This is a genomic window from Pseudoalteromonas sp. T1lg10 (assembly GCF_002964545.1).
Taxonomy (GTDB): Bacteria; Pseudomonadota; Gammaproteobacteria; order Enterobacterales; family Alteromonadaceae; genus Pseudoalteromonas.
Window position 1 is genome coordinate 199,974 of record NZ_PQBV01000018.1, and the last position, 23,542, is coordinate 223,515.

The 23,542-nt window shown below is 51.6% G+C and carries 23 protein-coding genes and 1 riboswitch; of the genes, 14 read left to right on the top strand and 9 right to left on the bottom strand.

What is annotated here, in order from left to right:
• Nucleotides 1–262: 262 nt before the first annotated feature.
• On the bottom strand, nt 263–1,105 hold the full coding sequence (gene nadC / locus C2M17_RS07190) for a carboxylating nicotinate-nucleotide diphosphorylase (protein WP_105200152.1): 843 nt from the start codon (nt 1,103–1,105) through the stop codon (nt 263–265).
• 22 nt (nt 1,106–1,127) lie between these two features.
• Nucleotides 1,128–1,592 carry a tRNA (uridine(34)/cytosine(34)/5-carboxymethylaminomethyluridine(34)-2'-O)-methyltransferase TrmL gene (gene trmL / locus C2M17_RS07195; RefSeq protein WP_105200153.1) on the bottom strand — a complete coding sequence of 155 codons (465 nt, stop codon included), beginning with the start codon at nt 1,590–1,592 and terminating at the stop codon, nt 1,128–1,130.
• 294 nt (nt 1,593–1,886) lie between these two features.
• Here trmL and C2M17_RS07200 point away from each other — a divergent pair, with 294 nt between their 5' ends.
• The gene (locus C2M17_RS07200) at nt 1,887–2,333 is read left to right on the top strand and encodes an REP-associated tyrosine transposase (RefSeq protein WP_105200154.1); all 447 of its coding nucleotides are present in this window, start codon (nt 1,887–1,889) and stop codon (nt 2,331–2,333) included.
• Nucleotides 2,334–2,667: 334 nt separating this feature from the next.
• Complete coding sequence (locus tag C2M17_RS07205) at nt 2,668–3,525, top strand: cation diffusion facilitator family transporter (protein ID WP_105200303.1); 858 nt, start codon at nt 2,668–2,670, stop codon at nt 3,523–3,525.
• Nucleotides 3,526–3,574: 49 nt separating this feature from the next.
• Here the strand turns inward: C2M17_RS07205 and C2M17_RS07210 are convergent, their stop codons facing one another.
• Nucleotides 3,575–4,414, bottom strand: a complete 840-nt coding sequence (locus C2M17_RS07210) for a 23S rRNA (adenine(2030)-N(6))-methyltransferase RlmJ (protein ID WP_105200155.1) — start codon at nt 4,412–4,414, stop codon at nt 3,575–3,577.
• A gap of 265 nt (nt 4,415–4,679) precedes the next feature.
• On the opposite strand from C2M17_RS07210, the gene zapB reads away from it, so the two are divergent.
• From zapB to C2M17_RS07225, 3 genes are read left to right on the top strand one after another with little or no spacing between them, the layout of a single operon-like run.
• Nucleotides 4,680–4,901 (top strand): cell division protein ZapB, encoded by a 222-nt coding sequence (gene zapB, locus C2M17_RS07215; protein ID WP_105200156.1) that lies wholly within the window; start codon nt 4,680–4,682, stop codon nt 4,899–4,901.
• On the top strand, nt 4,901–5,191 hold the full coding sequence (locus tag C2M17_RS07220; protein ID WP_105200157.1) for a cell division protein ZapA: 291 nt from the start codon (nt 4,901–4,903) through the stop codon (nt 5,189–5,191). The genes zapB and C2M17_RS07220 overlap by 1 nt, the downstream gene beginning before the upstream one ends.
• A gap of 36 nt (nt 5,192–5,227) precedes the next feature.
• Complete coding sequence (locus C2M17_RS07225; RefSeq protein WP_105200158.1) at nt 5,228–6,205, top strand: MBL fold metallo-hydrolase; 978 nt, start codon at nt 5,228–5,230, stop codon at nt 6,203–6,205.
• Nucleotides 6,206–6,428: 223 nt separating this feature from the next.
• On the opposite strand, the gene C2M17_RS07230 is transcribed toward C2M17_RS07225, so the two are convergent.
• The gene (locus tag C2M17_RS07230) at nt 6,429–9,215 is read right to left on the bottom strand and encodes a S9 family peptidase (RefSeq protein ID WP_105200159.1); all 2,787 of its coding nucleotides are present in this window, start codon (nt 9,213–9,215) and stop codon (nt 6,429–6,431) included.
• Nucleotides 9,216–9,380: 165 nt separating this feature from the next.
• Here C2M17_RS07230 and C2M17_RS07235 point away from each other — a divergent pair, with 165 nt between their 5' ends.
• The 7 genes from C2M17_RS07235 (at nt 9,381) to C2M17_RS07265 (ending at nt 16,347) form a co-directional block, all read left to right on the top strand.
• Entirely contained in the window at nt 9,381–9,824 is a 444-nt protein-coding gene (locus C2M17_RS07235) for a YaiI/YqxD family protein (RefSeq protein WP_105187885.1), read from the top strand.
• Nucleotides 9,825–9,847: 23 nt separating this feature from the next.
• Nucleotides 9,848–9,965, top strand: a riboswitch (TPP riboswitch).
• A gap of 129 nt (nt 9,966–10,094) precedes the next feature.
• Entirely contained in the window at nt 10,095–12,044 is a 1,950-nt protein-coding gene (thiC, locus tag C2M17_RS07240) for a phosphomethylpyrimidine synthase ThiC (protein WP_199776002.1), read from the top strand.
• Nucleotides 12,044–13,048, top strand: a complete 1,005-nt coding sequence (locus tag C2M17_RS07245; RefSeq protein WP_105200161.1) for an FAD-dependent oxidoreductase — start codon at nt 12,044–12,046, stop codon at nt 13,046–13,048. Before thiC ends, C2M17_RS07245 begins: the two co-directional genes overlap by 1 nt.
• Nucleotides 13,049–13,059: 11 nt before the next feature.
• Complete coding sequence (gene thiS, locus C2M17_RS07250; protein WP_105200162.1) at nt 13,060–13,257, top strand: sulfur carrier protein ThiS; 198 nt, start codon at nt 13,060–13,062, stop codon at nt 13,255–13,257.
• Nucleotides 13,258–14,049: a thiazole synthase gene (locus C2M17_RS07255; RefSeq protein ID WP_105200163.1), complete on the top strand. Its 792-nt coding sequence runs from the start codon at nt 13,258–13,260 to the stop codon at nt 14,047–14,049.
• Nucleotides 14,050–14,056: 7 nt separating this feature from the next.
• Nucleotides 14,057–15,595: a thiamine phosphate synthase gene (gene thiE / locus C2M17_RS07260; RefSeq protein WP_105200164.1), complete on the top strand. Its 1,539-nt coding sequence runs from the start codon at nt 14,057–14,059 to the stop codon at nt 15,593–15,595.
• Nucleotides 15,592–16,347 (top strand): HesA/MoeB/ThiF family protein, encoded by a 756-nt coding sequence (locus C2M17_RS07265; protein WP_267894411.1) that lies wholly within the window; start codon nt 15,592–15,594, stop codon nt 16,345–16,347. The genes thiE and C2M17_RS07265 overlap by 4 nt, the downstream gene beginning before the upstream one ends.
• A 44-nt stretch (nt 16,348–16,391) precedes the next feature.
• On the opposite strand, the gene C2M17_RS07270 is transcribed toward C2M17_RS07265, so the two are convergent.
• Nucleotides 16,392–17,315 (bottom strand): manganese-dependent inorganic pyrophosphatase, encoded by a 924-nt coding sequence (locus C2M17_RS07270; protein WP_105200165.1) that lies wholly within the window; start codon nt 17,313–17,315, stop codon nt 16,392–16,394.
• 187 nt (nt 17,316–17,502) lie between these two features.
• On the opposite strand from C2M17_RS07270, the gene mutM reads away from it, so the two are divergent.
• Nucleotides 17,503–18,312, top strand: coding sequence for a bifunctional DNA-formamidopyrimidine glycosylase/DNA-(apurinic or apyrimidinic site) lyase (gene mutM / locus C2M17_RS07275; protein ID WP_105200166.1), 810 nt, complete (start codon nt 17,503–17,505; stop codon nt 18,310–18,312).
• 193 nt (nt 18,313–18,505) lie between these two features.
• Here mutM and C2M17_RS07280 read toward each other — a convergent pair whose 3' ends face one another.
• From C2M17_RS07280 to C2M17_RS07295, 4 genes are all read right to left on the bottom strand, one after another.
• On the bottom strand, nt 18,506–18,997 hold the full coding sequence (locus C2M17_RS07280; RefSeq protein ID WP_105200167.1) for a DUF3299 domain-containing protein: 492 nt from the start codon (nt 18,995–18,997) through the stop codon (nt 18,506–18,508).
• Between the two features lie 7 nt (nt 18,998–19,004).
• Nucleotides 19,005–20,264, bottom strand: coding sequence for an ABC transporter permease (locus C2M17_RS07285; protein WP_105200168.1), 1,260 nt, complete (start codon nt 20,262–20,264; stop codon nt 19,005–19,007).
• Entirely contained in the window at nt 20,251–20,949 is a 699-nt protein-coding gene (locus tag C2M17_RS07290; protein WP_105200169.1) for an ABC transporter ATP-binding protein, read from the bottom strand. The genes C2M17_RS07285 and C2M17_RS07290 overlap by 14 nt, the downstream gene beginning before the upstream one ends.
• Nucleotides 20,950–21,031: 82 nt before the next feature.
• Entirely contained in the window at nt 21,032–22,069 is a 1,038-nt protein-coding gene (locus C2M17_RS07295; protein WP_105200305.1) for a CDP-glycerol glycerophosphotransferase family protein, read from the bottom strand.
• Between the two features lie 276 nt (nt 22,070–22,345).
• Here C2M17_RS07295 and C2M17_RS07300 point away from each other — a divergent pair, with 276 nt between their 5' ends.
• On the top strand, nt 22,346–23,446 hold the full coding sequence (locus tag C2M17_RS07300) for a phosphoribosylaminoimidazolesuccinocarboxamide synthase (RefSeq protein ID WP_105200170.1): 1,101 nt from the start codon (nt 22,346–22,348) through the stop codon (nt 23,444–23,446).
• Nucleotides 23,447–23,542: the final 96 nt, after the last annotated feature.

The window sequence follows — 23,542 nt, forward strand, 5'->3', positions numbered from 1 at the left end:
AAGTCATTAACACAAAAAATGTCGGCACCGCTAATGTTCGGTTAAATTGTAGCCTAATTTTAAGGAGCTACGAACTTAACCCGCATTTTTTAAAAGTGTACGCTGCCGATGTTACAGTTTCATTGATTTATAACAAAGTATTACTTTATTTTATAAACCTCATTCTTTGAAACTAGATGCTATCACGCAGATTTTATTTTGGGTAGCCCTTTTTATAACATTGTGTAACATTTGTATCGGCGTCAAATTGCTTGGTTCTATTTTAGAAACGCATTGATAAATCAATAGCTTTGATATGCTTGGTGAGGGCGCCGCTGGATACAAAGTCAACGCCGACGTTAGCATATTGTTGCAAAGTTTCGAAGGTGATATTCCCGGACACTTCCAGCTTGGCACGGCCAGATGTGCGCTCTACCGCAGTGCGTACATCTTCTAAAGAGAAGTTGTCGAGCATAATGATATCGCTGCCCGCCGCCAGCGCTTCTTCCAATTCGCTGAGGTTTTCAACTTCCACTTCCACCGCTTTATCTGGGTGGTTTTTACGTGCTTGAGCTATTGCAGCACTGATACCGCCACAGGCGCTGATATGGTTTTCTTTAATTAGAAAGGCATCGAACAGACCGATACGGTGATTGCGCCCGCCACCACATTTTACCGCGTACTTCTGCAATGCGCGCAAGCCTGGGATGGTTTTACGGGTATCGAGGATTTCGGTGTTAGAACCGGCCAGTACTTGAGCATAGCTGTGCGCCGCAGTGGCGGTGGCACTAAGGGTTTGCACAAAGTTTAGAGCGGTGCGCTCGGCGGTCAGTATGGCTCTGGCATTGCCTTTGGCGGTGAATAGAAGCTGATCCGGACTCATTTGTTCACCGTCGGCGATATAAAAGGTCAGCTCTACACTTGGGTCAACCTGTTGAAATACTTCGATTACCAGGTCTTTACCACAGAATACACCAGCTTCACGGGTGATCACCTTGGCATCGGCCTGTTGCTCGGCGGGGATCAGTTGCGCGGTGATATCGCCCTCAAGGGCGCTTTGTCCGTCTAAATCTTCCGCAAGTGCTTGCGCCACCAGGCGGGTGATAAGTTCTGGAGTTGGGGTCATAAATTATTACCTATGGGAAGAGTTAAACGGCACCGGCGAAATCGAGCTGGCGCCAGGATTCAAACACAAACACCGCGACCGCGTTGGACAGATTCATGCTGCGGCTATTGGCCTGCATGGGGATGCGCACGCGCTGCTGCTCTGGTAGAGCGGCAATAATGTCATCCGGTAAGCCTCGGGTTTCAGGGCCAAAGAGCAGGGCATCGCCGGCCTGATAGTTCACCTCGTGGTGATACTTCTTGCCCTTGGTGGTGCAGGCAAAGATCCGCTTTGGTTGCTGTGAGTCGATATAGCTTTGCAAATCAGCATGGCGCTGCACCTGAGAAAATTCATGGTAATCCAAACCGGCGCGTTTAATACGTTTGTCATCCCATTCAAAGCCCAAGGGCTCGATTAAATGCAGGCGATACCCGGTATTGGCGCAGAGGCGAATAATATTGCCGGTATTGGGTGGAATTTCCGGTTGAAATAAGATGATGTCTAGCATGGTGTTTATCGACAATCTAAGGTGCTAAGCCAAAATTGGCGCAAGTATATCAAACTTGGTATTAAGAACGCATCTTTTGTAGGCCAGCCTTTGCCGCATAGGTTGTAGGTCGGGCTTTTAGCCCGACAAAAATGCCCACATGTTGAATTGTCGTTGTAGGTCAGGCTTTGCCGCAAGGGTTGTAGGTCGGCCTTTCAGGCCGACAATGGAGCACCACTTTCCCTTTATCGGTGCAAAATACCTAACTTAGGAATCTAAACTATAATCAAATTTTAGCCTTCCAAGGATCTGGACATGAGCTTAAATGATTTACGAAAAGGACGTTTTAGTCAGGCTAATGGTGAATACTTCATCACTTTTACTTGTTACCAACGCATTCCATTTTTTCAACGCTTTGAACTGGCAACATTATTCTGCTGGCATTTGCACCAACATGAGCTTGTTTGTCGCTGCACTTGGCTGACTTGGGTGCTGATGCCAGATCATTTCCATGGTTTATTACGTTTAAGGAAGGATAATCTGCACGAGGCGGTGGGACGTTTAAAGGGAGCCACCGCGGCCGACATCAACACGCTTTTAGCGCGTAAAGGTAAGGTGTGGCAACCCGGCTACTTTGAACGTCAATTAAGGGCCGAAGATGACAGGTTGCAAATTGCTCGCTATATTGCCGCAAACCCGCTACGTAAACATCTGGCTTCCAACCTTGGACAATACCCGTTTTGGAATTCCCGCTATTTGTAATCTAGGTCGGTGCTCTGCGCCGACAAAGAAAGAATGATGCTCTATTGTCGGGGTGAACCCCGACCTACAACGACAAAGGGAGATTGGTGCTCCATTATCGGCCTTTCGGCAATGTGCTCCTGCATTGCTCTACTACCGCCATCCCTGGCGGCAAACCCCGACCTACAAGGGCGAAGCCAAAATTAGCCTAAGCATGGCAAACTTGGTTACAATAACGCCCATATAAGTAAATGAATCATAGCGAGTATAATTAGTGGCCAACGCAGCACCAAAACCAAAGACAGGGAAGGGGTATGATTTTTGGGTGCGCTTTGCCAGCGTCAGCACTCTGATTATGGTTAGCGTAATGATTTTCGCTAAGGCCTGGGCCTGGTTGGCATCGGGGTCGGCGGCTATGTTGGGCTCCCTTACCGACTCCTTACTGGATATCAGTGCCACCCTGATGAACTTCTTTGTCCTTAGTTATGCACTAAAGCCCGCCGATGATGACCATAGATTTGGTCATGGTAAGGCAGAAGCCCTGGCTGGCCTTGGCCAATCTGCTTTTATTGCCGGCAGTGGCTGTTTGCTCGCTTTTCATGCCATAGAGCGCATGTTTAATCCGGTCGCCATCACGCATTCTTTGCTTGGTGTCTGGGTGAGTGTGTTTGCAATCTTCTGTACCCTGGTTGTGGTGTTTGTGCAATATCAGGCGCTAAAGCGCACCGAATCTGTGGCTCTTAAGGCAGACTCTTTGCATTACAAGGGTGACTTGTTCCTTAACCTAGCTGTGATGTTGGCATTGTTATTGGCATATTACGGGATAAGTGGCGCCGACCCTTATTTCGCCATTTTGGTTGCCGCCTATTTATTGTATAACGCCTGGCAAATTGCCACTGAAAGTGCGGGGCATCTTATGGATAAGGAGCTGCCCGATGAAGAAAAAGCTCATATAGTGGCGGTCGCCTGCGCTCATGAGGCTGTGCACGGGGTGCATGCCCTACGTACCCGCCAAGGCGGTAAGGTGCGTTTTGTCGAGTTTCACTTAGAGTTGGATGACCATATTCCCTTAGTACAAGCCCATCGCATCGCCGATGAGGTTGAGCTTATGGTAAAGGACGCCTTTAGCCTGCAAAAACATCCCGAGTTCGGCGGGGAGGTGGATGTGTTAATACACCAAGATCCTGTCTCTGCGACGCGCAAGCACCTTTAGCTTTGCTTAAATGTCGGCGCGAAGCACCGACCTACGACAAAAGCCTAACTTATTCTTCCACCAATTGTATGGCGCGGTAAAAGCCGCTGCTGTCGCTTAATAAGGTGACCAGCTCGGGCAGCACTTGCTCCATGGTCTGCATCAGGGTGTAAGGCGGGTTGATGGCTATCATGCCGGAGGCGGTCATGCCATGGGTGTCGGTGTCGGCACTGGTGGCCAGTTCGAACAGCTGAATATTCTTAATGCCGCTTTGGGTAAGGCGTTGTTCGATACGGTCGATGCGCTCGCGATCCACCACAGGGTACCAAAGCAAATAGGTGCCGCTGCTAAAGCGCTTATGAGCTTTAATAAGGCTGTCGACGGCTTTGTCATAATCGCTTTTAATTTCGTAAGGCGGGTCCATCAGTACGCAGGCGCGACGAGATAAAGGCGGCACCAAGCCGAGTAAACCGCTAAAGCCGTTTTCACCTTTTACTCGCAATGAGCGCTTGCCGGCCATGTTTTTCTCAAGCAAGGCCAAATCCTGCGGGTGCAACTCAAAAAACCAACCCTTGTCTTGCTTGCGCAGGTAATGCTCGGCCACCTTAGGCGAGCCGGGGTAATGGGCTAACGCCGCGCCATTATTCATGCTCTTAATTAAAGCTACATATTCGCTTAATGCCTCAACATCACCCTGGTAATCCCAAAGCTTGGCAATACCATCGGCATACTCCTTGGTCTTTTGCATATCGGCGTTGTCGAGGGCAAAAAAGCCCGCACCCGAATGGGTATCGATATAATCAAAAGGCTTGTCTTTTTTCACCATGTGCTTAAGCGACTGAGCCAATACCAGGTGTTTGACGACATCCGCCGGGTTGCCGGCGTGGAAGGAGTGACGATAACTGAGCATAAATAATCCAGACCAAAAAGTTGCGCCGCCATTTTACTCTTTATTGTCAGCGATAAACAGCCGACGATGGCCAATAGCATGCCCAAGACTTGTTTGTATAAAAAGCGCGCTGATAAGTTAAACGCTTGCTGAACCTTGGTCGGTTGAAAATGAACCCGCTGTTAATACTGGAAAAATTTACAGGAATTCGCTTGTAACCCCTAGCATCCCTAGGCAGATTGCTTTACATTTGCACACTCTAATCAACAGTTTAAAGAGCGCATTTATGAATCAAGAAACCCTTTCCCAACTCGAACAACTGGTCGATAAACTAATTGCCCGCAATGCAGAGCTAGGCCAAGAAGTATCGGCGCTGCGTGAAAGCAATGCCAAGTTACAAGACGAAAACGAAACCTTGCAACTTGAAGTGCTTGAAAGCGAAGAAAAGCAAAAAGAAACCAGCACCACATTGAGCTCATTACTTGAGAAGCTGCAAGCGGCGAGCTAATGAGTGACAAAGGGCACAGCGTTAAGGTAAACCTGCTTGGTAAAGAGCATCAGTTTGCTTGTCCCAAGGGGCAAGAGCAGGCACTGCTCGCTGCGGCCGAAAACTTAAATGCTAATGTAGAGCAAATGCGTACGCGCTCGGCAATTCGCAATGATGACAAGGCCTTGCTGTTAGCAGCGCTGACCTTGTCTCATGAGCTGCTAGAGGCCAAGGCGCAGTTGCATCAATTGTCGGCACAGCAACATGCTTTGTGTGACAAGCTAGAAGCTGCTTTGCAGCAAGAAGATTAAGGCGCCCTTGAGCGCCTTTTTTATGGAGAGTCGTTTATGCGTCAATACGTCAGCGCCCTTATGTTATCTGTGGTCGCGACCGGTACCCAGGCCCAGCAAAATTGGCAAACGCTCAGTGACCATGTTGAATTTATTGAGCAGCCCGCTAAGTTGCGCTTTTATGATTCCAACCAGACGCTGATCCAAGGAGAGCAGTGTGCGCTGCTGGTGGACGCCCCAGGGGAGTTTACGCAAACGGAAGCGTTTATTGGTGAGCTGAAAAAGCAACTGCGCGTGCCCCTGTGTTATGTGCTCGCTTCCCATGCCCATGATGATCACCTGCTTGGGTTAGCCTTGGTACAAAAGCATTTTCCCGATGCGCAGCTTATAGTGCATCACTCCCTTGGCGAGAATTTTCACCTCGCCCATGAGCAGTTAAACGAGCGTTTGGATGGCTTTGTTAAAAGTATCGCTTTGAGTCAGCAGCGTATGGAAAAGCTGCCGGAGCAGGAGCAACAAGTTTGGCGGGAAAAAATAGCCCGGGCCCAGGCGCGGTTTAAGCAGTGGCAATCGCTGCGCTTTTCAACGCCCGATAAGGTGATATCCCAGGCCACCGAGCTTGATTTGGGCAAGTTAAATGTCGAGCTATTGCCTTTTGCTGCGCACACCCAAGGTGATATTGCCGTTCTGGTAAAGGCCGACAAGCTGCTGATTGGCGCCGATATGGTTGATACTTTGCCGTACCCGGGTGAGGCCAACTATCAGGCCTGGCTGATGGCCTTGGATGAGTTATCACACTTGCCCGTGACTCAGGTGCTGCCGGGTCATGGCGGTGTCCTTGCAACGCCTGACCTAACAAAGCCCAAGGCCTGGCTTGAGGCCATAGTGGCTCATGTTAAGGCCAACCAAAGCACCGATGTTGCCACCTTGGTTGAAACCTTTCCCAAGCGGTATCAGCCTCAGGATGATGAGCTGGCACAACGAGCTTATGCCATGTTTTTGGAAGCCGGCATTAAACGCGCGAAACAGCTGTAGGCCGGCCTTCAGGCCGACAATAGGACGCGATTCTTACCATGTCGTTGTAGGTCGGCCTTCAGGTCGACAAAAATGCAAAATTGCTTAGATGTCGGCGCAGAGCACCGACCTACAAATGTGCACGATTCTTACCATGTCGTTGTAGGTCGGCCTTCAGGCCGACAAAAATGCAAAATTGTTTAGATGTCGGCGTGAAGCACCGACCTACAATGTTTTGTCGTTCTTATTCCTCGTAAAAGGGAATGCCTTCTTGCATCCACTGTGGTGCGGCTTTGCCTTTAAGGTGGTGGTCAAAGTACTGCATCATGCGAATCGAGAAGTCGACCTGATTCGGGAATTGCTTGAGGTGATGAGGTTCGCCTTCGTATTCCAATAAGATCACATCCTTACCGGCACGGCGCAGCGCCAGGTAATATTGAATGCCTTCTTGCCAAGGCACGGCACCGTCTTCATTGCCAAACATCACCATAATAGGGGTGTTCACCTTGTCGGCGAAAAACACTGGTGAGTTTTCAATGTAGAGCTCAGGAGCCTCATACAAGGGCTTACCGATACGGCTTTGACCCGTTTCGTACTGGAACTGGCGAGCCAGACCCGATTTCAAACGTATGCCGCTGTAGGCCGAGGTCATGTTCGATACCGGGGCGCCAGATACCACGGCCTTAAACATATCCGTTTGCGTAACCATAAAGGCACTTTGATAACCCGCCCATGAGTGGCCCTGCAAGCCGATGGCATCAGGGTCGGCAACGCCCATATCAATGAGCTTTTGCGCCGCGTTGATCATGGTTTTAGTCGACGAGGGTCCCGGGTGACCTACTTCAAAGCGAATATCCGGCAAGAAGATGGCATAACCGTTAGAGGTAAACATGGGGAAGTTGGGTCTGTGATTCAGCTCCATCTTCGGGAAATCGTAGCGACGCTGACTCATATAGCGATAGAAGTAGATGACTACCGGTACTTTTTTGCCCTCGACATAGTCGGCCGGCTTGATCAGTACACCCTGAAGATCTTCACCATCATAGCCTTTATAGCTGACTAGCTCGGGTTTTTTGCCCCATTTAAACTGATCGATTTGCGGGTTTAGGTCAGTGACCTGCTTGGCATTGGCCATGTCTTTATCGGCTTGCCAAAAATCCGGAAATTGCGAGTAGCTTTGTTGGGTAAACAAATACTTCTCCGCGTGTTTGGCTTTTTTCACCAGATCAAACCGAGCGTCGCCGTCGAGCAAGGTTACTAAAGACTTATCCGCCAGCTTGAGCTGGGCCACTCCCGCTTGCTTGTCTTTTAAATCAAATACGCGCAGCAGCAGAGTTTCATCCGGATTAAACCCGAGCTTGTCACTGTCGAGGTTAATTACGCGATATTGTTTGTTGTTGGCCTTGCCCTGGGTCAGTGCCTGGGCTTCCCCGCTGCGGGTATCAAACGCCCAAATATCATGCTTGGAGTTAATTAACACCTTGGAGCCGTCTCGGTACCAGCCGGCGACACCATAATCGCTGACAGGAGACGGGTAGTCGTGTTGATCATCGGCAAAGATGGCATTAATGGCCTTGCTTAGGGGGCGGACCTTGTTGCTGCCTAAGTCTTTTAATTGCCAAACGCCCTTATCAAAGAAGACCGCATGCTTGCCCGTGGGCGACAGGCTGGGGCGATGGGGATGCTCGGCCACAATCAGTTGCTTGTTACCCGTTAGTACATCGATCGCATAGTAGTCGCTATAGAAGCCCTTGTAGGTGATTTGTGCCAGGTAATCCTGATTGTTGTAACCAAGCAGGTGATCGGCCTTTTTATTCAGGTTGAGCTCGGGAACCTGGGCATCCGCGAGCTGCACCACCTTATTGCCATCAAGGTGATATACCGCCTGATAATGACGGTGCTTATTCTCTTCACCCCATTGTTGCTCTTCGCGAGGTTTGATCTCAGCGTCTTGATGGTGCCATAGATTAAGCTTGGCCTGGGCCATAATGGTGTCGTAATCATGTAGTGACTCGGCGTCTTGATACTTTAGCTCTTTGGGCTTGGCGGCAAGGGTAGGACGGGCGGTGAAATACAAGCGCTCGCCGTCTTCTGACCAGCTTAGCGTGCCCTTTTTACCTGCCTGCCATTGGCTATCCAGGTCCTGTAATTTGTTTTGCTCAACATGCCAAAGCATGGTGCGGTAGTCGCGGCGACGCTGGTCATCATTCACATAGTTGCCGACATTAAAGGCCACTAGGTTTTGCATTGGATGCCAGTCGATGGTGCTTAAGGTCACACCCGGCTCATCGATAAGTACATGGCGTTGGCCGCTGTTTAAGTCCAGGTAACTGATCTCGTTTTCGCTGCCGTCTTTACTTTGCGTATTGAACAGCAAGCCAGCGCCAGTGTGGCTAAAGGCGAATTTGAGCACTGCGTCCTGGCTGCTGCTGACACCCGAGTTCAAGTCCACGACAACCAGCTCTAAGACCTTGTCTTTTTTATCGGCCTTAATGGCGTCTTCGGTTTTGCCTGAGCTTTCTGCACCGTTTGCTGGTGCATCAGTTTCTTCGCCTTTATCGTTCGCTTTGTTTTCTTCTTGCTCATGGCGATAGGCAAGCCAGCGACCATCGTCGGAGATTTGATAGTCTTTCACCGCAGCAAACTCTTGTTGCTCACCGCTTTGGGTATTGACCAATACGAGTGTGTTTTTTAGTTTTTTCTTGGCTTTTTTATCGGCGGTTTCTTTCTCTAACAGGGAAGGAACTTGCAAAAATGCCGCCCACTGGCTGTTTTTATTGATGCTGGCCTGGGTACCGCGCTCAACGCTGGCAAGCAAGGTGTTGCTCTCAAGGTCATACACCAGACCCTGGGCGTCACCGCGATAGGGGGCGGCACTAAAGGCCAGTACCTTGCCTTGCTCACCCAGCACGGTGGCTTTGGGGTATTTAAAGTCAAAGACATCGCTAAACTCGAGTGCCTCTTGGGCATGGACTTGGGTGCCAAGGTTCGCAATCAGCGCCGCGCTAAGTACCGTCAGTGCAGGTTTCATAACAATTCATTCCTGTATCGTTTTTTTGCCCATTGTAAGCGCTTAAATTTGCAGCGCGACTAAATTCGATAAGCCGTCCGTTATTGCCGTTGAATCGCACCTTAGCGGTTTTTCTTCGGTCTAACCCCGCGTATACTGGTGTTTTCACTTTCTAGATTGAAGACTATGAGTATTTGGGTTGATGCCGATGCCTGCCCGGTGGCCATTCGCGAGATAATCTGCCGCGCCGCTATGCGCACCAAAACCAAGACGGTATTTGTTGCTAATCAGTATATTCGCCTACCGGCTTCGGAATATTTACGCATGCAGCAGGTGATGCCGGGCTTTGATGTGGCCGATAACGAAATTGTGAAGCAGGTGCAAAGCGGTGAGTTGGTGATCACCAGTGATATTCCCCTCGCTTCGGAAGTGATCGATAAGGGCGCACTGGCACTGAATACCCGCGGCGAGCTCTATACCAAGGAAAACATCAAGTCACGCCTGAATATGCGCGACTTTATGGATACCCTGCGCAGCAGCGGCATTCAAACCGGTGGCCAGGCGCCGCTGAGCGCCCAGGATAAACAACAATTTGCCAATCATCTCGACCGCTGGCTTGCGCAGCAGTGAGTTTCTAGGCTAGACTGCGCCACGAACACTTGTCGGAGTGCCCTAACTTACCATTAGGTATCAAGGGGCTGAGATCGCAATTGCGGGATCCGTTAACCTGATCAGGCTCATACCTGCGTAGGGAACAAGCTTGCCTCGGCACGCTTGTGCTAACTTGGCACAAGTTCGGCCCAGCCTAAGCGGCGCGTACGCGCACGGACCAAAGGCACAGACCAGCAAGGTCTTTGCACCTCCAGACAAGACACACTCAACCAATTAATGAGAAGCGTCATGTCAGAATCGAACAAACCTAGCCGTCGTCAAAACCGCGAAGCGGCGTCGCACTATATTCATAACCTTACCGGTCAACCCTTTCCTAATTCGCAAAAAGTCTATGTTGAAGGTACCTTGCCCGGCGTGCGCGTGGGCATGCGGGAAATAGCCTTAAGCGACAGCTTTGTCGGTGGCACCGAAGATAGCCCCATCTATGAAAAAAATGCCCCTATTCGCGTCTACGACACCTCGGGCCCATACACGGATCCCGACTTTGAGCTCAATGTACGCAAGGGTCTACCTAAGTTTCGTCAGGCCTGGATAGAAGGGCGTGACGACACCGAGTTGCTAGAGAGCAAAAGTTCACAGTTTGCCCAGCAACGTATGGCCGATGAAGGCCTGGATCATATTCGCTTTGAGCACTTGCCCCAGATCCGCCGTGCCAAAGCGGGTCAAAACGTGACGCAAATGCATTATGCGCGTCAGGGCATAATTACCCCTGAAATGGAATACATCGCCATTCGCGAAAACATGGGTCGTGCCGAGGTACGTGAGCAGTTACTTAAGGATCAGCACCCGGGCCAGTCTTTTGGTGCCAGCATCCCTGATTTTATTACGCCTGAGTTTGTTCGCGACGAGGTTGCCCGTGGCCGCGCGGTGATCCCTAACAATATAAACCACCCAGAATCCGAGCCGATGATCATCGGCCGTAACTTCCTGGTCAAGGTCAACGCCAATATAGGTAACTCCTCGGTGACTTCGTCCATCGAGGAAGAGGTAGAAAAAACCGTATGGTCGACGCGCTGGGGCGCCGACACCATAATGGATCTATCAACCGGCCGTTATATTCACGAAACCCGTGAATGGGTGATTCGTAACTCACCGGTACCTGTGGGCACAGTGCCCATTTATCAGGCGCTGGAGAAGGTCAACGGCGTGGCCGAGGACCTGACCTGGGAAATCTTTCGCGATACCCTAATTGAGCAAGCGGAGCAGGGGGTGGATTACTTCACTATTCATGCCGGTGTGCTGCTGCGTTATGTGCCCATGACCGCCAAGCGGGTAACCGGCATCGTCTCGCGCGGTGGCTCTATTATGGCTAAATGGTGTCTGGCGCATCATAAGGAAAACTTCCTCTACACCCACTTCGAAGAGATCTGTGAAATCCTCAAGCAGTACGATATTTGCTTCTCCCTGGGCGATGGTCTGCGTCCAGGCTCGATCGCTGATGCCAATGACGAAGCTCAATTTAGCGAGTTGCGCACTCTGGGCGAGCTGACAAAAATTGCCTGGAAGCACGATGTGCAGGTGTTTATTGAGGGCCCGGGTCATGTACCCATGCATATGATCAAGGCCAATATGGACGAGCAGCTGGAACATTGTGGCGAGGCGCCATTCTATACTTTGGGGCCGCTGACCACGGATATCGCCCCAGGTTATGACCATTTCACCTCGGGTATCGGTGCGGCGCAAATCGCCTGGTACGGCTGTGCCATGCTTTGCTACGTGACGCCAAAAGAGCATCTGGGCCTGCCCAATAAGGAAGACGTAAAAGAAGGTTTGATCACTTACAAGATAGCCGCCCACGCGGCGGACTTGGCCAAGGGGCATCCTGGCGCCCAAGAACGCGATAACGCCTTGTCTAAGGCGCGCTTTGAGTTCCGCTGGTTGGATCAATTCAACCTGGGCCTAGACCCGGATCGTGCCCGTGAATATCACGATGAAACCCTGCCGCAGGAATCCGGCAAGGTGGCGCACTTTTGCTCCATGTGCGGACCAAAATTCTGCTCCATGAAGATCACCCAGGAAGTGCGTGACTATGCCAAGGACTTAGAAGCCAAGGGCATAGACCCGAATAATTTGGGCGAGGAGATCAGCATTCGCATGGTCGATGTGGAGTCTGAAATGAAGGCTAAGTCGGCGGAGTTTAAGGCCGCCGGCAGCGAGCTGTATCACAAGGCCTACTAATGGGTAAAAAAATAGCCATAGTGGGCTTTGGCTTGTGCGGTCGGGTGGCCGCACTCTTGCTGGCCAAGCATTACCGGCTCGAAGTCTTCGACAGTGGCGACGCCGAAGGAAGCGGCAGTGCCGGTCCGGTGGCCGCTGCCATGCTGGCGCCCTTGGCAGAGTCGGTGCTGTGCGAGCAGGATTTGGCCGAGCTGGGGCTGGAGTCTCTGGCGATATGGCCGCAATTGCTGGCGCTGCTCGACACTCAGGTGCATTTTCAGCGGCAAGGCACTGTGGTTGTCGCCCACCCGCAGGATCAAGGGGCCATGGCGCATTTTCAAAAGCAGCTTAAGCCCTTGGCTGGTTATGCGCCGGAGCAGTTAAGCGCGGCGCGCCTGCGTCAATTAGAGCCGGAGCTGGCCGGGCGTTTTGGCGGCGGGCTTTACCTGCCCAGTGAGGGACAGCTGGATAACCTCGGATTTTTCCACCATAGCTATGCGCGCTTAAAAAATGCCGGGGTGCGATTTCACTTTCACACCCAGGTACAGCCTCAGGAGTTGGCCCAGCAGGACTATCTGGCGGTGCTTGATTGTCGCGGTATGGGCGCCAAGGGCGAGCTGCCCTTGCGTGGTGTGCGCGGCGAGGTGGCTCGGGTAGTGGCTCCCGAGGTTTTCCTGCAGCGCCCGGTGCGCCTGATGCATCCGCGCTACCCCATTTATATTGCTCCGAAACCGGGCAATCGCTATGTCATAGGTGCCACGGAAATCGAGTCTCAGGATCAGCGCCCAGTCACGGTGCGCAGTGGTTTGGAGCTATTGAGTGCCGCCTTTAGCGTACACAGTGGTTTTGCCGAGGCCCATATTGAGGCCTTGCAGGTGGGCTTACGCCCGGCATTGATGGATAACCGCCCCAGCGTCAGTCGTCAGGGTAGGGTGATCAGTATCAATGGCCTGTACCGTCATGGTTATATGCTGGCTCCCGCCGTGGTGCGCTCGGCCCTGACCGAGTTTAATACCGCATTTTAAGGTAATGAATTATGCAGATTTTTATTAATGACAGCGCCTTTGAGGTGCCAGAGCAGGCCAGCGCAGAGCAGGTCCTGGCTAGCTTTGGTGCCACGCCTCCCTTTGCCTTGGCCGTCAACGGCCAATTTGTGGCTCAGGGGCAATATCCGCAGCTGGTGCTGCAAGACGGCGACCGGCTCGACATCCTCGCGCCAATACAAGGGGGTTAGATGAGGGATACACTTAGTATTTACGGTCAGGAATTTAACAGTCGCCTGCTGATCGGTTCGGCGCTTTATCCATCGCCCAAGTGTATGCAGGAGGCGATCCTCGCCAGTGAGAGCGAAATCGTCACCGTATCCCTTAGACGACAAAATTCTCAGGCCGCAGGCGATGATTTTTGGCAGCTTATTAAAGACACTGGCTTGACCGTGCTGCCCAATACCGCCGGCTGTCACAGTGTGCAGGAGGTTATGACCCTGGCGCAGATGTGCCGTGAGGTCTTCGCCACCGATTGGATCAAGCTTGAACTTATAGGCGATGACTATAACCTGCAGCCGGATCCTGTGGCCTTGCTTGAGGCCGCCGAGCAATTGCTGGCCCATGGCTTTAAGGTCTTACCCTATTGCACCGACGACCTGGTGATTTGCCAGCGCCTGGCCGCTTTGGGTTGTGAGGTGATCATGCCCTGGGCGGCGCCCATAGGCACAGGCAAGGGCATTCTTAACCCTTATGCGTTGCAAAGTATTCGCGAGCGCCTGCCCCATGTCACCTTGATTGTCGATGCCGGGCTGGGTGTGCCGTCCCATGCCTGTCAGGCCATGGAGCTGGGTGCCGATGCGGTGCTGTTAAACTCAGCCATCGCCGGTGCCAATGCTCCGGTCTTGATGGCTAAGGCCTTTGCCAATGCCACCTTGGCCGGTCGACAAAGCTATTTGGCCGGACCTATGGCGGTAAAATCCACCGCCGTGCCTTCAACACCGACCCTGGGTATGCCAGTATGGCACCAGTTTAACGAGTGAGAGCAGTATGAGCGAAATAGTTTGGACAATTGCCGGCTCGGATAGTGGTGGCGGCGCCGGTATTCAAGCGGATTTACAGGCCATGCGCAGCTTTGGCGTACATGGTTGCAGCGTAATCACGGCGCTGACGGCGCAAAATAGCCTTGCCGTTGAGGCATTGAATCCGGTGGATTTGACGGTTATCGAATCCCAGTTGCAGGCCCTGGCCCATGACCTGAGACCCCAAGCGATAAAAATAGGCATGCTTGCCAATGTCCAGCAAATTCAGTTGGTTGCCGAGCACTTACAGTATTATCGCGACAACTGGGAAACACCGCCTCAGGTTGTTTACGACCCGGTGGCCATTGCCAGCAGCGGCGATAGCCTGATAGAGGAAGACGCGCAAAGCGAGATTGCCGACGCCATTAAAACGCATTTGTTGCCGCTGGTGGATGTGATCACCCCCAATGTGTACGAAACGCAATTGCTTACCGGGGTGTACCTGATAGGTCCGGATGCCCTGCGTGACGCCGCCAAGCGCCTGCAGCAGTGGGGCGCCAAAGCTGTGATTATTAAAGGTGGCCACTGGGATTATCCGCAAGGTTACTGCGTTGATTTTTGCCGCCATGGCGAGCAGGAATACTGGCTGGGAAATGAGAGCGTGGCTACGCCTCATACCCATGGCACCGGCTGTACTCTGTCCTCGGTGCTGGCATCCTGTCTGGCCAAGGGCTACCCCCTAAAAGATGCCTTTATTCTTGGCAAGGCCTATATCAATGCCGGGTTAAAGGAAGCAAAACGTTATGGCGAGGGTGTGGGCCCGGTTGCGCACACCCAGTTCCCGGAAAATTTGGCCGACTTTCCCCAGGTAATTGAACCGGGCACCTGGCTGGGCGATGCCCTGGATTTTGATTGTGTCAGCGATTTTAATTATGCCGCCGGCTTTGCCCCTTGTCCCGAGCGTCTTGGTCTGTATGCCGTGGTTGATTCCCTGGATTGGTTAGCGCTGTGTTTGCAAAACGGCATGAAAACAGTGCAGCTACGCATTAAAGACGCCGAGGCCAGCAATTTGGAGCAGGATATTCTCCGCGCCATTGAGTTAGGAAAAACCCATAAGGCTCAGGTGTTTATTAATGACCACTGGCAGCTGGCGCTGAAGCACGGTGCCTATGGGGTACACCTGGGCCAGGAAGACCTACACACCGCCAACCTTAAGGCCATTCAGGATGCCGGCATGCGGTTGGGCTTATCCACCCATGGGTTTTATGAAATGCTGCTGGCGCACAATTATCGTCCCAGCTATATGGCCTTTGGCGCCATCTATCCGACGACTACTAAGGACATGAGCGGACAAATCCAAGGCCTGGAAAAGCTGCGCCATTTTGTGCCCTTGATGCAGCCGCATTATCCCTGCGTGGCCATTGGTGGTATTGATCTGATGCGCATGGACGAGGTGGTGGAAACCGGAGTGGGCGGCATTGCCGTGGTGCGCGCCATTACCGAAGCGGCCGACCCGCAAGCGGCCATTGCCGAGTTACAGCAAGCGATCGCCGGAGAGCGTGAGTGAGCACAAAAGAGTTAAGTGCCAAGGAGCAAATCCGCTACTCTCGGCAATTAATGCTGGATGGTTTTGGTATTGATGCCCAGTTGCGTCTGAAAAACGCCACCGTGCTGGTGGTCGGCTGTGGCGGTTTGGGCAGCCCGGCGCTGATGTATCTGGCCAGCAGCGGTGTGGGGCGGCTGCGATTGATGGATGATGATCTGGTGGAACTCAGTAATCTGCAGCGTCAGGTGCTGTTTAAGGTTAACCACCTGGGGCAGCCCAAGGCTAAGGCCGCGGCCAAGGTACTGGCGAGTCTAAACAATGAGATTGCCATCGAGGCGCTGGTTAAGCGCGCCGATGCCGACAATCTCGCCGAGCATATTCGTGACTGCGATCTGGTGCTGGACTGCAGCGATAATTTTGCCACCCGTTATGCGCTTAACCGCGCTTGTTACGCCCTTGATAAGCCATTGGTGAGTGCAGCGGCGACGGGCTTTAGCGCCCATCTGGCCTATTTTGATCTTCGCTCTTCGTCATCGCCTTGCTATGAATGCGTGTTTCCCGAGCGTCTTGATAACCCCAGCGCTAATTGCGCTACCCAAGGAGTGATAGCGCCCTTGCTTGGCATTATTGGCGCACAGCAGGCCTTGTTGGCCATTCAGGCTATCTTGGGCTCCGGTGAGGCGGGGACGCTGCACAGTTATAATGCCCAGACTTTGGGGCAAAAAACCTTTAAACTGGTTAAAAATCCGGATTGCGCTTGTTGTGGGAAATAAAAAAGCCAAGCGAGGTGCTTGGCTTTTTATGTTAGTAGGTCGCTTTAGCCTGCGAATGCGTCTTGCAGTGGCGGTACAACCTGCTTTTTACGGCTCAGTACGCCATCAAGCCATACCTTCGAGTCTGCAATCTCAGCGCCATAGGCTTTGGCTACTATGCCTTCATCATCAGAGGCGATCAGCATTTGCGAACCTTCCTTCATGATGTCGGTTAACAGTAGTAATACGCTGTGGCGGTTGCCTTCTTCTTTCAGCTTGGCGATATCTGCTTCCAAGTCGGCCTTGATATCGTCAAATACAGACAGGTCGATCACTTCCAGTTGGCCGATGCCAACCAGGTTACCGTTCATGTTGAAGTCTTTGAAGTCACGCATAACCAGGTCGCGTGCCGGCGTGCCTTCAACGGCAGATTTTACCTTGAACATTTCCATGCCCAGCTCTTTCGGGTCGTCGATGCCAGCGATTTCTGCCAGGGCTTCAACGCATTTGATATCGGCCGTAGTACAGGTTGGTGATTTGAAAATGACGGTGTCGCTCAGGATGGCGCACATCATCAAGCCAGCGATGCCCTGAGGGATTTCCACATTGTAGAAGTCATACATCATTTTGATAATGGTGTTTGAACAACCTACCGGGCGGATCCAGCACTCAAGCGGAGTTGAGGTAGTCAGATCGCCAAGTTTATGGTGGTCGACTACGCCTACTACGCGGGCCTGATCGATATCATCGGGAGCCTGAGTTTTTTCGGTGTGGTCAACGATATACACATCTTCACCGGCATAGCTCATTTTAAGCTCTGGGGCTTCGAAGCCGAAACGGTCAAGGATAAATTGCGTTTCTGGTGATAACTCGCCTAAACGGGTTGGGATCGCTTCTTCACCGATCTGGTTTTTAAGGTATGCCAGTGCAATTGCACCGCAGATAGAATCAGAATCAGGGATCTTGTGTCCCACTACATACATGGCCATTGTGACTCTCCAAAATACTTTGCCCCTATTGTAACAATAATTAACCGCTCTGGGGTAGCGGCAAATGGGCTGATTGAGGGCGACTTTTTGGTTACACTGGGCTCATTATTTTTGCTGGATGCACCATAAGCTTGGCAGTTAGGTCCAAGCGCAACAGCTATTTTTACCATTAGAAGGATAAGTTTGTATGCCTGAACTTCCAGAGGTCGAGGTTAGCCGTTTAGGCATAGCTCCCCATGTTGAAGGGCGCACCATCACTAAAGTGAGTATTCACCAAAACCAATTGCGTTGGCCTGTAAGTGAGCAAGTCTATGAACTAGGTGGAAAAATCATTGAGTCCGTGAGCAGGCGGGCCAAGTACCTGTTGCTGCATACCGACGAAGGAGCGGTGATCCTGCACTTAGGCATGTCCGGTCATTTACGTGTGGTGCCTATTAATGAGCCGCTTAAAAAGCATGACCATGTGGTATTTGATTTCGACAACGGCTTGAGTTTGAGATTGAACGACTCCCGTCGTTTCGGCGCCTGTTTGTGGCAGGAGCTCGACAGCCTGCATTCGGTGTTTAGTAAACTTGGTCCCGAGCCGCTGACCGATGATTTCGATGCCAACTGGTTATTTGCCAAGTCGCGTAATAAGAAGCAGCCTATTAAGCAGTTTCTGATGGATAATCACGTGGTGGTCGGGGTGGGCAATATCTATGCTAACGAATCCCTGTTTAAGGCCGGCATTAACCCCAAGCGTGAAGCCGGCAAGGTAAGCCTGGCGCGCTATCAGAAGCTCACGCCGATCATCAAGGAAACCTTGGCCGCGGCCATTGAGCAAGGTGGCACAACCCTGAAGGATTTTGCCCAAAGTGATGGCAAACCGGGTTACTTCGCTCAGCAATTACTGGTGTATGGCCGTAAGGGCCTGCCCTGTGTCGAGTGTCAAAGTGAGTTGACGGAAATTCGTCTGGGTGGGCGCAGCACCGTGTATTGCAAGCGCTGCCAGCGCTAGTGGGTGAATGTGTAGGTCGGGGTTTGCCGCCATGGATGGCGGTAGTAGAGCAATGCAGGAGCACATTGCCGAAAGGCCGACAATAGAGCATGATTTTTACCATGTCGTTGTAGGTCGGCCTTCAGGCCGACAAATCTGCACCTTTGCTTAAATGTCGGCGCAGAGCACCGACCTACAAAAATGCAAAATTGCCTTATAGCTCAAAGGGCGCGACGCCAATACCTTTGATTTTATAGCCGGTTTTGGCGATATCACCGCTCCAGCTTTCAGCACTCATCCCCCCGGTCACGACTATGGCGTCATACAGGCTTTCGATAGGCACGCCATCGGCTATGGTGACATGTACAATTTGATTTGGCGGCGGCGGTGGCACATGAATACAGGCGCCGAAATAGGGTACCAGCAGAAACTCGGTGATCACCTCGCTGTCGCCCTCAAGGGGTACCACAAAGCCTGGCAAACTTACTGTTTTACCATTGTATTTTTGCACCACGGGAGCGTCTAAATTCGGTTGCACCCAGTTTTGGTCGGCGCCTTCGTGACTGGCGGCGGAATTACGGGTATCGACGGTCACATGCCCCTCGGGCACTAAATCTTCCCAAAAAATTTCCACCGGTTCATTGGCGAAAGAGGCCACGCTCACACAGGTTAATAGTACGGCTAGAAAACGATTAAATAGACTCATAATAATCCTAGGTCTTAACACTCATCCCATCATGCAGGGAATAAAAATAGGCACGGACTGCGGGGATTAAGCCGACAATCCAGGCTGCCGCCATAATAACGGCGATCAGCATAAGTTCATAGCTTGAGATACCTTGAAGATCGATATTGATACCGGCCTGAGCCTGTAATTGTGGCTGTGCCAGCGTCAGCAAAAGATAACACAGGGCGACCCCGAAGCTGGTGCCCAGCAGGCTGATCAATAGGGACTCCATGCTCATCAAGGAGAATATATGCCAGGGTTTAGCGCCCACCGAGCGCAAAATAGCTAGCTCACGGCGTCGTTGCGACAGGTTGGCCAGCAAGGTGGTGAGCATGCCCAGCAGGCTGACCAGCAGCACCACGATAGAGAATAATAGCAACAGCTTTTCGACCATGGCCAACATGCCCCATAACTCTCGCAAGGTGACCCCGGGCATAATGGCCATCAGGGGTTCGCCTTTGTAGTTATTAATATTGCGGCGGACCTGCAGGGTATAGAGGGGGCTGTCAAAACCCAGTAAAAAGGCGCTGATCTGTTTGGGCTCACCGATTAAGTCGGCAGCATGGGGCTCGTTATGGTTATGTTGTTCTTCATCTTCATGATGCGCCTGTGCACCGTGTAATTGCGCGATGGCAATCAAAGGGACATGCAGGGTTTTGTCCACCGGGGTGCCGGTGGCGGCGAGAATGCCTACCACAACCAGTGGTTTGTCATCATGGTGATGAAAACTGGTTTTACCCATGCCATGGGCGACGACAATATTATCACCCAAGCCATAGCCCAAGCGTTTGGCCACTTCGGCGCCAAGCACCACTTCGTTGTCCTCTGCAAAGGGAGCGCCGCTGCTAAAGCTAAGGTGCTGCTTTTTGCCATATTGAAAGTGGCTAAAGTAATCGCCGGTGGTACCAAGCACCGCATAGCCCTTGTGGGTATCGCCCAAAGACAGTGGCAGCGCCCATTTAATGCCCTTTTTGCGGCTGATATCCTTATAGCTTTGCCAGCTCACGCCATTATTCATATGGCCGATGTGAAATACCGAGGCGAGCAGTAATTGAATATCGCCGGTACGGGCACCGACGATCAAATCCGTGCCCGACACTGTGGCGGCAAAGCTTTCCTTGGCCTGCATACGCACTCTTTCTATGGTGAGCAGCAGCATTACGCTAATGGCTATGGTCAGCAGGCTTAACAGCACGCTGGCGCGGCGATTGAGCAGGCTTTTACTGGCTAATTTAAGCAAGATCATCGGCTGCTCCTTGCAAGTCATCCAAGTGCACCACCTTGGAGAACAATGGTGCCAGGCTTTGCTCGTGGCTAACAAACACCACGGTGGCACCGGTTTTATCCGTTTGCGCAAACAGTAACTCGATAAAGGCCTGGCGATTGGCTTCATCCAACGCCGAGGTGGGCTCATCGGCAATGATGATTTCCGGGTCGCCGATCACCGCGCGGGCAGCGGCCACCCTTTGTTGCTGACCTATGCTCAGGGTATTGACTGGCTGTTGATGAAACTGCGGTGCTAATCCCAGCTGGGTAAGCAAGGAGTGGGCGACCTCGTTAAGTGACGCTTGATGAGCCAGAGCCCGTTGCTTGCGTAATTTGGAAAAGGCGCAGGCCAGGGTCACGTTTTCAATTGGGCTTAAATAGGGGAGTAAATTAAAACTTTGGAAGATGTAGCCCAGGTGGTCGGCGCGAAATTGATCGCGCTGGGCGCTACTCAAGGTCTCGATGGCGGTACCGTTAAGCCTGATGCTGCCGCGCTGCGGTGTTTGAATCCCGGCCAGCAAGGACAACAGGGTGGATTTACCGCTGCCGCTGGGGCCGTGTAAAAACAGATGTTCTCCCTTGGCAATATGCAGAGCGTCTATGCTCAAGGTGGGTTGGCCGGTATGACCCTGCCAGGAAAACCACAACTTATCTATGTCTATCATTGGCGCCGTTATATCTTCTTGTTCGCTGCGCTTAGCTTATCACGAGCGTCTGAGCAAAACAGGGGGTTGCGATTAAGCGCCGTTACCAGCGCCAATAGGATAACTTCTTACGCATTTTAAACTGGCGTAGCAGATTAAGTGGTTTGCGTTTGAGCTCCTTGCCGTCTGAGTCGATCAGGTCGTTGGTGGCCGCCAGCACTCTGACACTGGATTGCCCATCCTGATAGGGGTGCAGTTGTTGGCAAAAGGCCTCGATATTGGCCATAAGCTCGGGTGGCTGATTAAGCGCTTCGGCAATGGCATCATCCACCTGATCCGCTTCGGTGATATTAAGCAAATGTGGCCCCGGAGCCTGGTTATTAAAGGTCACCACTGGGCGGCGCAATAATAAAAACATCAATAAAATCGAAGATGTGTCACAGAGCATGACGTCAGCAGCTTGCAGCAATGGAATAACGTTGTCGGTCTCAACAAAGGTGAGATTCTCATCCTGCATCGCCTTGTATTGGTCGACTATCTCTGTCGCCATCTTGGGATGGAATTGCACCAAAATACGGTATTTGCCACTGTCTCTCAGCTGTTTGACTTGTTTAATTAACACTGGCGCAAGAGACAGGCGTTTGGAAAATGTGGAGCAGATTAACAGCGTTGGGCGTGTATCCGTAGCCGAGACATATGGGTTGTCAGAGATGGTTGAAAATAATGAATCAAGCATTGTCCAACCTGTTTCCCTGACACGGAAAAACCCCATCTCTTTAGCTTGCTCGGTAAATGGGCCTGTGGTGTTGGGACCCTGAGTACAATAGAGGTCAAAGCAACCGCGAATAGTGAAATGATCATTTTTACCACGGCTGTTAAGTTTGCCAGCATCAAATCCATGGAATACAGCCACTTTTTTACCGGGGAAAAAAGTGGGCAAAATATTCGCAGGTGCAAACGTGGCGTGTGGATCCCAGGCTTTTATTTCGTCAATGCTATGGAGACGCTGTTCATCCTCGGCTAAAAAGTCAGGGTTTACTTCGGAGCCTTCTAAAAACCACTTCACTTCTCCGCCATGAGCAAGAATTTGTTTTTGCAATGGGCGCAAAATTGCATAGGAGTAATTTTGCGATATATACATTAAATAACGTTTACCCTGAGTGCTGCTTGCTAAATCCACTAGAAGGCCCTTAATCGATTAAGATGTTCTTTAGTTTACAGCAAGATGAAGAGCGAATGACAGATGCAGGCGCTAGTTTTAGGCGTGATTAGAAAAGATAGGACAAAAGTCCGCTTATGGCGGCGTTTTTCTTTATCTTCGTGTCCAGCTAGCTTATCATAGCGCGCCTAAAGCCTTGGTTGCCGTGAGCGCTGCCAAGGCCAAGCATTCGCCTCTCAAGCCCTTGTTGGAGTAGCCATGAGCAATTATAAAGTCTTAGACATTAATGACGATTTACCTATTCGTACCAAAGGACCCGTGCACAGCGGCAAGGTTCGTTCGGTATACTGGTTAACCGAGCAAGACAGCGCGCGCCTAATTGCCGAAAAAGGCTATGCCGTACCAGAGGGCACCGAGCTGGCGCTTATGGTGATTTCTGACCGCATCTCTGCATTCGACTGCATCTGGCAGGGTGAAGAAGGTCTAAACGGCGTACCAGGCAAAGGCATTGCCCTTAATGCGGTGGCGTCACACTGGTTTAAGCAGTTCGATGCCGCGGGTTTGGCGGGCAACCACATTGTTGATATTCCGCACCCTTATGTATGGATCGTGCGCAAGGCCAAAACCGTTAGGGTAGAAGCCATTGCTCGTCAATATATTACCGGCAGCATGTGGCGCGATTATGCCAAGGGCATTCGCAGCTTCTGTGGTATCGACTTACCCGAAGGTTTAGAAGCCAATCAGAAGTTGGAAGAAGTGCTTATCACGCCTTCAACCAAGGGCATTATAGAGGGCCTAGATGATGTGCCGGCGGTGGACGATGTAAATATCACCCGCAAGAATATCACCGACCACCTGGACGCCTTTAATTTCAGCAGCGAAGCCGATGTGGCCAAGTACGAGCACCTGCTGACGCAAGGTTTTGAATTGATCAGCGCCGAGCTGGCCAAGCTGGATCAGATCTTTGTTGATACCAAGTTTGAGTTTGGTTATGTGGAAGACATGAACGGCAATGAACAGCTTATCTATATCGATGAGGTGGGCACGCCGGACTCTTCACGTATCTGGGATGGCCCGGCCTACCGTGATGGTAAGATCATTGAAAACTCGAAAGAAGGTTTCCGCCAGTTACTGATCAATAATGTGCCGGACAGCGATGTATTGTTGAATAAAGACCGTATGGATGAGCGTGAAGCCCTGGCTAAAGCGTACAAGTTGCCGGTAGAGGTGATGATGCAGGTATCGCAAACCTATGTGGGGATAGCCAGCAAGATTGTCGGTAAGCAACTGGAAATTCCAGCGGATCCACGTAGTGAAATTATTGCCATTCTCGATAACGAATATCAGTTAATCGACTAATTTAACTTCCCCTTTTTGAAAATACCGCTCACCTAGGTGCAGCGGTATTTTTTTATGTGCCTCCCCCTTTCACTGCTTTGCCTGGGCCGAGAGACG